The following is a 15,927-nucleotide window of genomic DNA, read 5'->3' as shown; positions in this document are numbered from 1 at the left end:
CTAACAGCATTAGAAATTGGTATGAGATTTATCCTCAACTTAGTATCTTTTTCAGCGAAATTGTGTCAAAATACACTAAGTAATTTAGAGATAGAAGGTGGGTTTACACAGTTTATTTTACACTCTCACTCCTTTTCTTGGTATTGTAATATTGTAGCACATAGATAATTAAATGTAATTCTAAACTATATAAAATTTTCTATCTGTTTTGTTGTGGTTTATCTTTTTCAAATTTTAAATTCATTTAGTTTTTCTCTTAAACTAATACCCCAACTTTGAAGTGTATTTGCGATTTTTCTTACTTCTTCTATTTGTTGAGAGTTCTCATTAAAGATAATTTCAATCTGCTTAGACGACTCCATAACTTCTTTAGTTTCTTCTTTTACTTCTAAAGATTTTTTAGCTATGTTATTTGATAACTTTATATTTTTACCAGAAACCGTGATGAGCTTTTTTATAACTTCATTTGCTGAACTAGATACATTTTCTAGTTCACAAATCTCTTTTGCATTGTTATTCATTTGAATACTTATCTCTTCAATTGAATGTACAACGGCAGTTATAATTATGTTTATTTCACCTAAGCTTGTTTGAGTTTTTTCAGCCAATATTCTTACTTCATCTGCAACTACAGCAAAGCCTCTCCCATGTTCTCCTGCACGGGCTGCTTCAATCGCGGCATTAAGTGCTAGAAGATTTGTTTGATCAGCTATATCATCGATAACACTAAGAACATTTTTTGTTTTATGTGCATCTGCACTAAGCCGATTTAACTCACAAGATAGATAAGTCTCTTTTTCCACACTACTTTGTATCTTTTGTCCAAGAGATATTATATTTATTTGGGTATCTCCTAGATAACTATCAATCTGTTGCATCTCCTCTTTACTTAGTTGTGCACTCTCATTTATATCTTCAAAAATTAGACTCATATTGTTTACATTTTTTGTACTCGCTTCTATTATTTTTCTCTCTTTTTGAGTTTGTGCATTTAAAAAAGAGACAATATCTTGAAGTTTTGAAGAGATTTCATCATGTGTTTTTGATTGCTCTTGAAATCCAAAAATTGCAGTTTTTATTTTATTTTTAAAAAACATAACTGCGTTTAACATAGTTGAAGATTCAGAATTAAAACGAGTATCTATATCTATCTCTTTTGAGAGATCCATAGATTCTAAAGAGCTATTTATTTTGCGACTAAGATCAACTCCCCATTTTTTCTCATCAATGTCATGGATGATTAAAATGACGGCAATTATATACTGAACTGTGGCTCCAACAATACTCTGGGTAAAGAAAAATGCGTTGATAGGTAAAAGAATAAATGCACTAATATGGACAAAGCGCATTCTTAAGAAGAGTGATTTCATAATATTATCCTACTTATTTCTAAATAAGACAATTTTAGTATGATTTTAAAAACGTAAGCTTGACACCTATCAACTCCAAATATATTTTACAAGTTTTGTTTATGAAATACTATATATAACAGCCTTATCTCTTCCAGTATTTTTAGCTTCATATAGTGCTATATCCGCTTTTTTAACGAGACTTTGCGCGTCATCATCATCTGTTAATTGTGCGATTCCTAAGCTTATAGTTTTATAGCCAACTTTGTTAAAATGGTAGCTTGAGACTTCCTCTTTTAACTTTTGAGATAAAACAAAAGCCTCTTCTTGTGTTGTGTGTGGGCAGATTATTAAAAACTCTTCGCCTCCAAATCTTCCAAAAATGTCAGATTTTCTAACAAGATTTGTTATCATTTTAGTAATTTCAAACAATACTAAATCTCCAACCTGATGCCCATGAGTATCATTTACATCTTTAAAATGATCTATATCAACTATAATTAATGATAAGTCATGTTTATGTCTTTTTGCTATTTCTACTTCATAATCTAAAAACTCATCAAGCTTTCTTCTGTTTAAAATGCCTGTTAGCTTATCTATGGAAGATAAGATTTCTAACTCTTTTTTAAGTGTAATATCTTGGCTAACTGATAAAAATGATTCTACTTCTCCTTGCTCGTCCTTAACAGCCACGATGTGTTGCTCTAACCAAAATTCTGTTCCATCTTTCTTTTTGTTTTTAATCTCTCCATCCCAAGCTTTATCACTTAACACATTCTTCCAAAGCTCAGTGTAGAGTAATAGAGGAGTATCTTCATGCCTTATAATGTTCATAGGTTGTCCAACAAGTTCTTCTTTTGAGTAGCCACTTGCAACTTCAAAAGCACTACTAACTTCAGCTATAGTGCTATCTCTTTTAACTCTTGCACTAACTACATACTTATCTAAAATAGACGCAAATCTTTTTAACTCTCTGTGTGCTAGGAAGAGAGCCCTCTGTAGTTCTGATGGTTTTTTTGAAGCAAAAAAAGCCATAAAAATACTCGCTAACATGCTCAGTAGAATAATATAAACCGTAGAGAGTATTCTATCTTTTAAAAATTGTTCTTGATACTCTTTTTTAGGTTTAAGTATCAAGAGTGCTTCATCTTCATTTTTTATAATATCGTTTAGTTTATATACATAGCTATTATTAAATGATTCTTGTTTTGAAAGTATATTTGAAGCATTTTTGGGAAAGTCTTTTGTAATTGTTCTTCGGACTCCTGTATATTTATTAAAAGAGTATCTACTATCTGGATGAACTATATAGTTTCCATCTTTATCTACTATAAAATGTTCAAAAGTTGAAGAGTTGCTAATAGAGTCAAGTAGATTTTTTGTAAGCAGATTTACCATTAGCATCCCCTCAAACCTTTGAGAGTCATCAAAAAGCGGTATGGCAATTCTTATGGTTGGTTTGTACGGTATCTCTACTTTCCCATGCTCAATATTTAAGTCAAACTTAGAGTACCAAACTTTTTTATCTTTCATCGCAGATACAATTTGAAAGTAATCCCTACTAGCTTTATTTTGAAGTTTATCTCTAGCTATCAAAATCGCTTCATCAGAGCGATTACGTTTGTTTATTCTGATAATTTCCATTCCATTTTTATCTATATATCTTAACTGCATAACATCTCTGTTCATATTTGTGATAGTTAAGAACATATCTTCAACTCTTAAGAGCTCATCTATGTCTTTATGCTTAACAAATTCTCTTAATGTAGTGCTATTTGAGAGACTCTTTACGATGTTATCGAGATTATCAACTTCTTCTTTTAGTATAAGAAACTTCTTTATAATCATAATTTCATCTGCTTTAGAATCTAGCTCATCTTTAAAACTGTTTAGTTGAATGTTATAAGCAATGATTCCACTAAAAATAGAGATTAAAGTTCCAAATATAATAAAATATATTGTAAAGAGTTTTTTAAAATTTTTTTGAGACATTTTTTTAGATCCCTTCTTATTATCTTACTATTTATATCATATAGACTTAGTATGTAAGTTTAAGTTTAGTTTATCTGGCTGATTTAGATTTTTAGTAAAACTCCAATATGCTATAATCACAAATAATTTATCTTGAGGGTTTTAAATGATTGGAATTGATCTTATAAAGATTTCTCGGATGCAAAAGCTTGTCGAAAAATTTGGACAAAAAGCACTTGAGAGATTTTTATCACCCTCTGAGATTGAGCTCGTTTCAAACCATAAAACTGCTGCTGGTTTTTGGGCTGCAAAAGAGGCTCTCTCAAAGGCTCTTGGAGTAGGTATAGGACAAGATTGCTCATTTAAGGATATAAGCATCTTTAAAACACAAAGAGGAGCGCCAAAGCTAGAGCTCTCCCAAAAATTAATCGATGCATTTCACATAAAAGATACTTCTCTTTCTATCACTCATGATGGCGAGTATGCTATTGCAGTTGTTGCTATAGAATCAACCTCCACCCACAAAGTCTAATAATTCTAGCTTATCTGAGTCTTTTAGTACACAACTCTCCCACTTATCTTGTTTAACTATTTCCATATTTAGTGCCGCTGCCATTACTTTACCTTCTAAAGACAGATCTCTTAGTACCTCTTGCAGAGTAGCTCCAACTTTAAACTCTTTTTCATTTCCATTTATTATTATTTTCATTTATTACTCTTTTTCATATATTTATGTATCTTGGAACTAAATTATAACATCATTCGCGTACTAGAACTAAATGCTATAATCAATATAACAACAACAATTAGTAACACAATAATTACTATTGTTTTTAATTATTAAAATAGTGTCGTAATTTATTGAAATATGATTCAATAAAAGATATACTAGTAGCTTCTAAACTAACTTTAAACTGGATATTAAAATGCTAAATTCCAAAGAGATACTAAAGTATACTAAGAATCTATCTATATTATTTGCTGAGGATCATGACGACTTAAGGCAAAGTACAACTGAAATACTCAAGAATTTTTTTCAAAGAGTAGATAGTGTAAGCGATGGAAAAAGTGCTTTATTAAAATATAAAGAGTACCAAGAAGAGACTTCCAGTTACTACGATATAGTCCTAAGCGATATTCAGATGCCAAATATAAATGGAGTTGAGCTAACCTCTCAGATCTATGAGATAAATCCTTCTCAACTTCTTATTATTTTATCAGCTCATGATGATACAAAATATCTTCTCCCACTTATAAATTTAGGAATTGAACAATTTGTTAAAAAACCTATAGACTATCAAGAGCTATTAAGAGCCTTGTTAAACAGCTCAAAAAAAGCTCATCAAACTCCAGCTACAAAACAGTTAGTATCTCCAAAAATTCAATTAAGTGCTAATGTTATTTTTGATAAAGTAAATAGCTCTCTTTTTGAAAATGGCAAAATGGTTTACTTAACAAAGTATGAGATAATTTTTATGCAACTATTAAGTAGTAAGATTGGTAAAATTTACTCAAATGAAGATATAGCAAAAAAATATGAAGAAGTTCAAGAGAACTTAGATATTCAAAACATTAGAAAACTAGTCTCAAAACTTAGAAAAAAACTACCTACAAACTCTCTAGAGAGCATCTATGGAGTTGGGTATAGAATCATAGCTTTAAATCAAGAGTAGTAGTTGCACTACTCTTGATTTAAAGGACAATAATTTAACACATATTAAAATAATCCTCTACCTAAATACTACTAAATTCTTAAAATATCGCCTATATTACGCTACATTTACATCTTCTTAAATATTTTTAGAGTAATATCTTTACTCATTTTATTACAAAGGAATAAAAATGCCATATGTTAAAGAAGTTTTTGAATACTTAAAGAGATCAAGCCCTTATCAAAAAGAGTTTTATCAAGCCGCAGAAGAGGTAGTAGAATCACTACGACCTTTAATGATTAAATACCCAAAATATAGAAAACACAAAATTATAGAAAGAATTGTCGAACCAGAGAGACAAATATTTTTTCGTGTTAACTGGGTTGATGATAATGGCGAAATCCAAGTAAACAAAGGCTATCGTATAGAATTTAACTCGGCACTTGGACCTTACAAAGGTGGACTAAGATTTCACCCAAGTGTAACTGCGGGAGTCATTAAGTTTTTAGGCTTCGAGCAGATTTTTAAAAATGCCCTAACCGGTCTTCAGATCGGTGGTGGCAAAGGTGGAAGTGACTTTGACCCTAAAGGTAAGTCAGACAACGAAGTTATGAGATTTTGTCAAGCATTTATGAGTGAATTATTTAGACATATTGGTGCAAATACTGATGTTCCTGCTGGGGATATTGGTGTTGGCGCTAGAGAAATAGGCTATATGTTTGGAATGTACAAAAAACTTGCTAACAAATATGAGGGAGTATTAACTGGAAAATCTCTAAACTGGGGTGGTTCACTAGCTAGAACTGAAGCTACTGGTTATGGCACAGTCTATTTTGCAAAGTATATGCTAGAAGATAGAGGTGAGAGCCTTGAAGGGAAGAGATGTGTAGTCTCAGGAAGTGGAAATGTTGCTATTTATACTATAGAAAAACTCTACCACTTAGGCGCAATTCCTGTAACTTGTAGTGATTCAAATGGCATGATTTACGATAAAGAAGGAATCGATTTAAAGCTTTTAAAAGAGCTAAAAGAAACTAACAGACAGAGACTTACCGAATATGTAAAGTATAGACCAAATGCAAAATACACTCCATCAGAAGAGTATCCAGATGGATGTAATGGTGTTTACAACATTGAGTGTTATGCAGCATTTCCAAGTGCCACACAAAATGAGTTAAATCTAAACGATGCTAAAAATCTTCTTGATAATGGCTGTTTTTGTGTTAGTGAAGGTGCAAATATGCCTTCTACTACTGAAGCAGTTGATCTTTTTGTAGAGTCTAAAATCTGTTATGGTCCTGGTAAGGCTGCGAATGCTGGTGGAGTCTCAACTAGTCAGCTAGAGATGGCACAAAATGCATCTATGGTAAACTGGACCTTTGAAGAAGTAGATGAAAGATTAGCTCAAATCATGAAAAACATTTATGTAAGTGCTAGTCAAACTGCTGCTGAGTTTGGAGAACCTACAAACTTAGTTTTAGGTGCAAACATTGCAGGCTTTAAAAAAGTAGCTGATGCTATGATAGAACAAGGTTTAGTTTAGTCTAAAAATAGATCTCAAACTCTTATAGAGTTGAGATCTCCTCTAATAAATTATCTATAATTTTCATAGCTCCGTCATGCTCTAGATCTTCAATGCTTTCCTTTAACTCTTCTAATCTCTCTTGTGCTATTTTATCTTTTAGAAAAATATAGATATTGGTAAAAAAGATATCCTCTACTATAGATGAATTGGATAGCAACTCTTGTAATTTTACCAGCTCTTCTTTACACTCTTGTATACTTTTTATGCTACTTTGCTCTATCTCTTTTTTTTTTTCTATTAAGTTAATTAATTCATTTTTAGTTTTGCTCATTATTGTCTCAAGGCTTTTTATATCACTACTCTTTATCCCATAGTCAAACGATTCTTCTATCTTTTTACAGATCTGACTAAGCGCCTTAGCCCCTAAACTTCCACTCACTCCTTTTAGTGCATGAATAGCCACTTTTGCTTCTGTATCATTTGATTTTAGTCTCATAACTAGATCTTTAAACTCACTCTCTAGCTGTTCTTTAAACTTAATAAAGAGTCTTTGGGATAGTTTTTCTGAGCCGATGGAATTTTGTAGAAAATCTCTGTCTAAGATCACAATTTCACTATAATTATTTGCTATCTTATCTTTACAAAACTCTTGAATCATAGAGTAGAGTTTATGAGAGTCAATTGGCTTTGATAGATGTTCATTCATATCTGCTTCTAGTGCCTTTTGTCTATCTTCTATAGTTGAGGCTGCCGTTAATGCTACAATAGGTATAACTTTGTCAAACTCTCTTATAAGCTTTGTTGCTTCTTCTCCACCCATAATTGGCATCTGCATATCCATAAGGATCAGATCATACTCACCTTGATGCTCTTTGTATTCTTCTAGTGCTTCTTGTCCATTTTTAACAACAAAGACCTCTATACCTACTCTTTGGAGCATCATAGTTGCAACTTCTTGATTTACTTCATTGTCTTCAACAAGCAAAATTTTTAGTCCACGTAGATCTGGTAAAATTTTTTCATGATTTTTTAAAATATCTTCAAAAACTACAGCTTTAAAGTTTTTATCTTTTTTATTAAAATCTTCTTTCCACTCTTTTACCTCAACGTCTACCTCAAAGCTAAACTTACTTCCAGCGCCCTCTTTACTATCAACTTCAACTCTTCCTCCCATCGCTTCTACAATCTTTTTTGAGATTACAAGTCCTAGTCCGGTTCCACCATACTTTCTTGTTGTTGAATCATCAGCTTGAACAAAAGCTTTAAAGAGTTTTTGAAGTTGCTCTTGGCTCATCCCAATGCCCTCATCTTCAACACTAAAACAAAGAAGTGCTTTTATTGGGCTGATTTTTTGTTTTAATTCTACAGAAACTTTTATGCTACCTTTTGATGTAAACTTATAGGCGTTACTTAAAAAATTAGTCAAAGCTTGTGAGATCCTAAGTTCATCAGAAACGATAACGCTAGGAACATCGTCTTTACTTAAAAAGTGAAGATCCAGCCCTTTCTTTTCAAAACTATCGCTAAATATCACACGAAGCCTCATAAATATATTTTCTAATTCAAAGGCTTCTAGTTCAATTTTCATGCGCCCTGCTTCTATCTTAGAATAATCTAAAATATCATTTATAATCCCAAGAAGCATTTTTGAGGACCCGTTTATCTTTGATAGTAAATCCTGTTGCTTTTCATCTAAGACTGTATCTTGCATAAGCTCACTCAAACCTAAAATAGCATTCATTGGAGTTCTTATCTCATGGCTCATATTTGCTAAAAATTGACTCTTTGCTTCATTCGCTAGTTCTGCTTTTTTAGTACTTTTTTCAAGTTCTATCTTGTCTAAGACTCTTTGAGTTTCATCGTTATATATAGCAACTATTTCTTTAGTAGAAATTCTATAAACAAAGTTTTCTCTATAAGCACTAAGATTATCATCATTATATAAAGATATAGGATGATACTCTGAGAGACCTGTTTCATATACTTTCTTAAATATATCAAAAAGACCCATTTGCTTAACCATAGGAAAAACTTCAGTCACTCTCTTTCCTATCACATCCTCTTTTTTTATGTTATCCATAATCAGAGATGCTTTATTTATATCTTTAAATATAAAGTCCTCTCCATCATTGTAGGCTTCATATATAGCTACTCCACTCTTCATATTATCAAATAGCTCTTGTAGCATCTCTTTGTGTTGTAGTACTTCTTGTTTTAGCTTCTCTTCATCATCTATATAGCTATGAGTTCCAGCCATTCTAAGAGCTCTATTATCTCCATCCCACTCTGTAACTTTTGCTCTAGTAAGAATCCAAACCCAGCGACCGTCTTTGTGTTTCATTCTACATTTAGATTCATAAAAATCACTTTTTTTATCAAAACAATCTTTTAACTTTTTTTTACTCTCTATTAGGTCATCAGGGTGAGTCAACTTATACCAAGTATCGATGTTTACAGGAGAGAGTTCACTTATGCCGTAACCTATCATACTAGCCCATCTCTCATTAATATCTAACTCAGCTGTTTGAATATTATATTCCCAAGTACCAACATTCGTGCCTTCTATGATATTTTCTAATCTTTGCTTTTCATTATAAAGAAGCTGTTTTGTTTCTTTAAGTTGCGTTTGATCAAAAATATATCCGCGAATAGCTACAACTTCGTTATTCGCATCTCTTATAAGCTGTGTAAAATCATAAAACCATCTGTATTCGCCACACTTTAATTTTAAACGATATGATTGCTCATAAACATTTGCACCATTTGATATATAATTATTTACTTCTTTAGCCACTCTTGATACATCATCTTTATGAATTAGATCTAAAAAAACAAAGTCTTCACTCATCATCTCTTCTTTTGAAAAGCCTAAAACAGATCTAGAATTTTGAGAGATATAGTTAATTGGCCATTCCTCACTTGGCTCCCATTCAATAACAACTACAGGACCGCCAGAAAAAAGTCTTCTCTCTAACTCTAGTTCGTTTTGTACCTTTTTCCTCTGCGTTATATCTATCAAACTCCAAATGATGCCTTTGTTTAAGTCATCTTTATCCAATGGTCTTCCAAAAACTTCGCACCAAATAAGATTGTTATCTTTAGTTTTAAATTCATACTCTATATTTGTTATATTTGAATCTGTTAATTTTTTATACTCACTTGAAAAATTTCTAAAAGTATTTGAAGATGAATGTATGATCTCAAAACTTGCACCCACTAGTTCATCTTTGTTAAAGCCAAACATCTCACAAGCTCTTGAGTTTACCTCAAGAATTTTTCTTTGCGAGGATGCTAAAAAGATAGCTACTGCACCATTATCTAAGAGCGCTTGTTTTAGGTTTGTATTTTCTATTAAGAGTTTTTCTTGTTCTAACTCTTGAGTTATATCTATAAAAGTCACAACTACTTCATTTTTACCAAAAAATTGTTCTGTTATCTCTTGAGCAAAAACTTTGAAAGTAATTATATGCTTATCTTTTTTTATCTTAGCAAGATGATTTTCTTTTGGATTGCTTAAGATATATTCTACCCAATTCAAGCTTCCCATATTGCTCTTTAAGTAGCCTTTTTCTTCGATAAAATACTCACAAACACAACTATTATGACTCATAAATTCTTTTATATTTTTATAACCAAAAAAGTCAAAAAACACTTGGTTTGCTTCTATAAGTTTTTCGCCACCCTTAGTCACCAAAACCATATTATGTTGAGCATTGAGCATAGCTTTAAATTTATTTTCCATGTACTTAAGCCTCACTGTTTGAGCAAAATCTATCTCTACCACTATTTTTTGCTTTATATAAAAGCTCATCAGCAGATGCTAAAATCTTATCTTTTTCTATGTTTAAATCTTTTGTTTTGTGAAAAATTCCTAGGCTAATAGTAATTTTATTTTGTACTTTTGAGTATAGATGTTCTATGTTTAAATTCTTCACTGCATTTAAAAGTTCATTGGCGACAATTGGAATGTTGTTTTGTGGTAAATTGTTTATTATTGCGATAAATTCCTCTCCACCATATCTTGCTATAAAATCGCTTGGTCTCTTTAGCGTATCTTTTAGAGCCATAGCTACTTTTCTAAGTGCCTCGTCGCCTTTTCCATGTCCATAATTATCATTATAGAGTTTAAAAAAGTCAATATCTATCATCACTATTGTTAGATCTTCATTTTGTCGCATAGCATCTTTATATCGCCTATCAAACATCTCATCAAAATATCTTCTATTTGGAATATGAGTCAAGCCATCATACATAGACAGCTCTTCGAGTATGTCACTTTTAAGTTTTAACTCAATATGGTTTCTTACCCTTAACTTTACAATAGTTTTTTTAAAAGGCTTAGTTATATAGTCTATAGCGCCTAAGTTTAAGCCATACTCTTCATCTTCTTCACCATCTTTTGCCGTCACAAAAATGATAGGAATATTTTTAGTTTGATCGTTATTCTTTAGCACTTTACAAACTTCATAACCATCCATTTTTGGCATCATTATGTCTAAAAGTATCAAATCAACCTGATTGTCACCAAGTGCTATTTCAATAGCTTTTTTTCCATTTTTGGCAACTTTAACTTCGTACTCTTCTTTTAACAAATCGTTTAAAAGCAATAAGTTTGTTGTCATATCATCAACTAACAAAACAGTTGGCTTTTTATTTATACTTATGTTATTCACTATTTATATTCCTCTGGTTTAAGACTTTTTTCTTAATTAATATAAAAGCAAAAAGTACATGTAAAGTCTCCCATTATAACATTTGACTAATAAATAAAAGATAAAACAATCTTAGTATTTTTGTAGTACAATTCTTCAACAACTATAAGAATAAAGGATATTTAAGATGAATAAGTTTTTACAAGTTGCCATAGAAGAAGCAAAAAAAAGTCTCACTGAGGGTGGGATTCCAATAGGTTCAGTTCTTGTTATAGATGGAGAAATTGTAGGTCGCGGACATAACAAAAGAGTGCAAAACTCTAGTGCAATTCTTCATGCAGAAATGGACTGTCTTGAAAATGCGGGAAGATTATCAGCATCACAATACAAAAAAGCAACACTCTACTCTACCCTCTCGCCTTGCAATATGTGTAGCGGAGCAGCACTTTTATATAAGATCACTAATGTTATCATTGGCGAAAACAAAACATTTCAAGGTCCTGAAGTTCATTTACGTTCACAGGGTGTCAATGTTGAAATTTTGGATAATCAAGAGTGTTATGATCTGATGCAAGACTTCATAAAAACAAATCCTGAACTTTGGAATGAAGATATAGGAGAGTAGTTTCTACTCTTTATATTTATACTTTTAAACTCAAAGCTTCATGTTTTTCCAAAGTCTCTTTTGTTACTTTATAGCCATATTCTATAATCTCTTTTGACCTTGTAAACTCAAACATACTGCATAAATTTCTAGGTATTTTTATCTCTATATCTGGTGGATATGCGGCTAACTTCATTCGAGCGATGCTTCCTTGCATCGTCTCAAAAGATTTATTTGCTACTACATACATACCATCTTCTTTAGCTATAGAATCAGGTATAGATATCTTACTCATATACTTTTTTATCTTTTTAGAAAAATAAGAATCTTCTTTTTCTTTTTTGATTGGTGACTCAGCTAGAGCTTCCCCACTTAAATTGACAGCTATGGTCAAATCAGTTGAGTCATTAAAACTAGGTGCAATTGGAACTGGATTTAAAACAGCTCCATCAACTAAGAGACTTCCATTTCTAGAATATGGTGTAAAAAAAAGTGGTAAAGAGATAGATGCTCGTATGGCTTCTAATAGTCGCCCTTCATTTATCCAAACCTCCTTTTCTTCATCTATATTTGTAGCTACTGCAGTAAATTTTATGTCTAGATCTTCTATGAGAGGATTACCGGCTAATTCCTCCATCTTTTTCATAAGAGCCTCTCCTGATACAAAACCACCAGAGCCTTTGAAATCTAATAGTTTTAACATATCTAAAATATCAATATTTTTTATCCACTCAACATAGTTATCTAACTTGCCAGCTGCATAAAATCCGCCAATTAGAGCCCCCATAGAACAACCAGAGATAGACTTAATCTCAAAATCATTTTCTTCAAGCCATCTTATAACGCCAATATGTGCCAAACCTCTAGCACCACCACTACCCAAAACTAAAGATATACTTTTTTTACTCATCTATGCTCACTCATTTTTATGCAAAACAATCTTATCAAACTTTTAAAAAAGAGAAAAATCTCTTTTTTGTATATTTATTAAATAGCTTCGCCATCTATTTCACCAGTTCTAATTCTTATAATTTTTTCTATATCGCTAACAAATATTTTCCCATCACCTATTTTTCCAGTTTTAGCCGCTTGAATAATAGTTTTAGTCACTTCTTCTACACTTTCATCTTCTACTATCATCTCTATTTTTATTTTCGGTAAAAAATCCACAACATACTCAGCCCCTCGATAAAGTTCACTATGACCCTTTTGGCGTCCATAACCTTTAACTTCTATAACCGTCATACCTGTAATACCTATCTCGGCTAAGGCATCTTTTACATCTTCTAACTTAAATGGTTTTATAACTGCTTCAATTTTTTTCATAAATAATCTCCTAAGGCTTCATATATATTTAATACTTTATACATCTTTTATCTCTACCTAGGTAGAGTTTATTATGTGCGTAAATTGCAACAATCAACAATAAAAAAGCAGTTTTATAAAGTTTTGAATTATACCAACTATGCTTTAAAGAGTATATTAAGTAAATTAAATGTTTAAAAAAATACTAGAGTCAACAATAAGCAATTTTGCATTTATATAGTTTCACATCAACTCATTTTAATATTATTATATTTTTTTAACCATATTTACGCATATCTTAAGAGTGGTTTAGATATTATCAACATATTTTATTTTTCAAGATTAGGTGTTATATATGAGCAATTTGCTAAACAATGATGAAGTACAAACGATAAACATAGAAGAGACTCTTCAAAATAGTTACCTCGATTATTCCATGAGCGTAATTGTTGGTCGTGCCCTACCAGATGTTCGTGATGGGCTTAAACCTGTTCACAGAAGGATTCTTTATGCGATGGACAAACTTAGCCTCTCTCATGGCTCAAAGTTTAAAAAGTCTGCACGTATAGTTGGTGATGTTATAGGTCAGTACCATCCTCACGGTGACACTGCTGTTTATGATGCACTAGTTCGTATGGCTCAAGACTTCTCTATGAGAATGCAACTAGTAGATGGTCAAGGAAACTTCGGTTCAATAGACGGAGACAACGCTGCTGCGATGCGTTATACTGAAGCTAGAATGACAAAGTATGCTGGTGAACTTCTAAAAGATTTAGAAAAAAACACTGTAAACATGATAGATAACTATGATGGCACTACAAAAGAGCCAGATGTTATGCCAACTCGTGTTCCAAACTTACTAATAAACGGATCTTCAGGTATAGCTGTTGGTATGGCAACAAATATCCCTCCACATAACCCTAGAGAGATCTTAACAGGATTAAAAGCACTACTTGCTGATCCTAATATATCACTAACTGATATTATGCAACATATAAAAGCTCCTGACTTTCCAACTGGTGGTATCATCTTTGGTAAAAAAGGTATTATGGATGCATATGAGACTGGTCGCGGTCGCATCAAGGTTCGTGCTAAAACTCATATAGAACAAAAAGCTAAAAAAGAAGTTATTATCATCGATGAACTTCCATACCAAGTAAATAAAGCTAGACTTATAGAAAATATAGCAAACCTAGTAAAAGACAAGATGATAGAAGGAGTCTCTGAAGTTCGCGATGAATCAGACCGCGATGGTATGAGAGTCGTGATAGAACTAAAGAGAGATGCAATGAGTGAGATTGTTCTAAACAATCTTTTTAAACAAACTAGCATGCAGACTACTTTTGGTATCATTATGCTGTCTATATTAAATCAAGAGCCTAGAATTTTTGGCATCATTGATATACTAAAACACTTTATAAATCACCGTAAAACAGTTATCATCCGTCGTACTATTTTTGACCTTGAAAAAGCAAAAGCTAGAGCGCATATCTTAGAAGGTCTCAAAAAAGCTATCGATATCATCGATGATGTTATTCGTGTTATCCGCGCTTCACAAAATGAAGAAGATGCTAAGAATAACCTTGTAAGCGAGTTTGATTTCTCTGAGATCCAAGCTGCTAGCATCGTAGCTATGAGACTTGGTCGTTTAACTGGTCTAGAGATTGAAAAGATTGAAAATGAACTAGCTGAACTTATGAAACTCATAGAGTACCTAGAGTCAATCCTAAAAAGCGAAGAGGTTCTTCATGGTATTATAGGCGAAGAGTTTGATGAAGTTCTCGAGATCTATGGTTCAAACAAAAGAAGAACAGAGATAGAAGATGATTATGATGACATAGACATAGAAGATCTCATTCCAAATGAGCCGATGGTTGTAACTATCACTCATAGAGGATATATAAAAAGAGTACCACTAGCTCAGTATGAAAAACAAAAAAGAGGTGGTAAAGGCAAGACTGCCATAACTACTTATGAAGATGACTTTATAGAAAGATTTTTCACTTGTAATACTCATGACACACTTCTTTTTGTAACAGATCGTGGTCAACTTCACTGGTTGAAAGTATATAAGATTCCAGAAGGAAGTAGAATAGCAAAAGGTAAGGCAGTAGTAAATTTACTTAACCTAATAGCAGATGAAAGAATCTGTTCTATCATTCCAACAACAGACTTTAGCGAAGAAAAAGGCTTAGTTTTCTTTACGCAAAAAGGTGTTGTAAAGAGAACAAATTTAAGTGAATTCTCAAACATTAGAAGTAATGGTGTAAGAGCTATCGTTTTAGATGAAGATGATGCACTAATCACTGCTAAAATAGCAGATCAAGATATAAAATACTTATTTATAGTTACGAAACTAGCTCAATGTATAAAATTTGATATAGAGAAAATTCGTGAGCAAGGTCGTAGCACTCGTGGAGTTAGAGGTATCAAATTTAAACATGAAGATGATGAAGTTATAGATGCTAACATCATTGCAAATGACGAGCAAGAGATTTTAGTAGTCTCTGAAAAAGGTATTGGTAAACGAACTTCTGCAGGTGAGTATCGCCTAACAAATCGAGGTGGTTCTGGTGTTATTGCTATGAAGATGACTTCTAAAACTGGTAAACATGTAGTTGGTTGTCTGATGGTAGATGAGACCATGGACATGATGGCACTCACAGTTGCTGGCAAGATGATAAGAGTTGATATGCAAACAATCTCAAAATCAAGTAGAAACACATCTGGCGTATATATAGTAAAAGGTGATGATGTTGCAAGTGTTTCAAGATGTCCTAAAAAACCTGATGAAGAAGACGAAGAAGACGATATGACTCCAATCAACATACTAGATGTGGAATAGTTGTTGCTAAGATTGACTTATAAT

12 protein-coding genes are annotated in these 15,927 nt (G+C 32.2%); 5 read left to right on the top strand and 7 right to left on the bottom strand.

Annotation, left to right across the window (positions count from 1 at the left end; all coding sequences use genetic code 11):
- Positions 1–227: 227 nt before the first annotated feature.
- Entirely contained in the window at positions 228–1,370 is a 1,143-nt protein-coding gene (locus tag M0Q24_RS05570) for a methyl-accepting chemotaxis protein (protein WP_295048258.1), read from the bottom strand.
- 99 nt (positions 1,371–1,469) lie between these two features.
- Positions 1,470–3,341: a GGDEF domain-containing protein gene (locus M0Q24_RS05565; RefSeq protein ID WP_295048256.1), complete on the bottom strand. Its 1,872-nt coding sequence runs from the start codon at positions 3,339–3,341 to the stop codon at positions 1,470–1,472.
- A 145-nt stretch (positions 3,342–3,486) separates the two neighbouring features.
- Between M0Q24_RS05565 and acpS the strand changes: the two genes are divergently transcribed.
- Positions 3,487–3,852, top strand: coding sequence for a holo-ACP synthase (gene acpS / locus M0Q24_RS05560; RefSeq protein ID WP_295048254.1), 366 nt, complete (start codon positions 3,487–3,489; stop codon positions 3,850–3,852).
- Here the strand turns inward: acpS and thiS are convergent.
- A complete protein-coding gene (gene thiS / locus M0Q24_RS05555) occupies positions 3,829–4,029 on the bottom strand; it encodes a sulfur carrier protein ThiS (RefSeq protein ID WP_295048252.1) in 201 nt (66 codons plus the stop codon). The genes acpS and thiS overlap by 24 nt on opposite strands.
- 217 nt (positions 4,030–4,246) lie before the next feature.
- Here thiS and M0Q24_RS05550 point away from each other — a divergent pair, with 217 nt between their 5' ends.
- On the top strand, positions 4,247–4,993 hold the full coding sequence (locus tag M0Q24_RS05550) for a response regulator transcription factor (RefSeq protein WP_295048250.1): 747 nt from the start codon (positions 4,247–4,249) through the stop codon (positions 4,991–4,993).
- Positions 4,994–5,162: 169 nt separating this feature from the next.
- Positions 5,163–6,515 (top strand): NADP-specific glutamate dehydrogenase, encoded by a 1,353-nt coding sequence (gene gdhA, locus M0Q24_RS05545; protein ID WP_295048248.1) that lies wholly within the window; start codon positions 5,163–5,165, stop codon positions 6,513–6,515.
- A 22-nt stretch (positions 6,516–6,537) separates the two neighbouring features.
- Here the strand turns inward: gdhA and M0Q24_RS05540 are convergent, their stop codons facing one another.
- Together M0Q24_RS05540 and M0Q24_RS05535 are read right to left on the bottom strand one after the other, a co-directional pair.
- Complete coding sequence (locus M0Q24_RS05540) at positions 6,538–10,239, bottom strand: PAS domain-containing protein (protein ID WP_295048246.1); 3,702 nt, start codon at positions 10,237–10,239, stop codon at positions 6,538–6,540.
- A 4-nt stretch (positions 10,240–10,243) separates the two neighbouring features.
- The gene (locus M0Q24_RS05535; RefSeq protein WP_295048243.1) at positions 10,244–11,170 is read right to left on the bottom strand and encodes a diguanylate cyclase; all 927 of its coding nucleotides are present in this window, start codon (positions 11,168–11,170) and stop codon (positions 10,244–10,246) included.
- Positions 11,171–11,336: 166 nt separating this feature from the next.
- Between M0Q24_RS05535 and M0Q24_RS05530 the strand changes: the two genes are divergently transcribed.
- Entirely contained in the window at positions 11,337–11,774 is a 438-nt protein-coding gene (locus M0Q24_RS05530; protein ID WP_295048241.1) for a nucleoside deaminase, read from the top strand.
- Between the two features lie 16 nt (positions 11,775–11,790).
- Here the strand turns inward: M0Q24_RS05530 and M0Q24_RS05525 are convergent, their stop codons facing one another.
- Together M0Q24_RS05525 and M0Q24_RS05520 are read right to left on the bottom strand one after the other, a co-directional pair.
- Complete coding sequence (locus M0Q24_RS05525) at positions 11,791–12,663, bottom strand: patatin-like phospholipase family protein (RefSeq protein ID WP_295048239.1); 873 nt, start codon at positions 12,661–12,663, stop codon at positions 11,791–11,793.
- A gap of 77 nt (positions 12,664–12,740) precedes the next feature.
- Positions 12,741–13,079, bottom strand: a complete 339-nt coding sequence (locus M0Q24_RS05520; RefSeq protein WP_295048237.1) for a P-II family nitrogen regulator — start codon at positions 13,077–13,079, stop codon at positions 12,741–12,743.
- 334 nt (positions 13,080–13,413) lie between these two features.
- On the opposite strand from M0Q24_RS05520, the gene gyrA reads away from it, so the two are divergent.
- On the top strand, positions 13,414–15,903 hold the full coding sequence (gyrA, locus tag M0Q24_RS05515) for a DNA gyrase subunit A (protein ID WP_295048235.1): 2,490 nt from the start codon (positions 13,414–13,416) through the stop codon (positions 15,901–15,903).
- Positions 15,904–15,927: the final 24 nt, after the last annotated feature.

Source organism: Sulfurimonas sp. (assembly GCF_023228785.1).
In the GTDB taxonomy this organism is placed as follows: domain Bacteria; phylum Campylobacterota; class Campylobacteria; order Campylobacterales; family Sulfurimonadaceae; genus Sulfurimonas.
The sequence above is the reverse complement of the archived record's forward strand: the minus strand, read 5'-3'. Positions and strand labels throughout refer to the sequence as shown.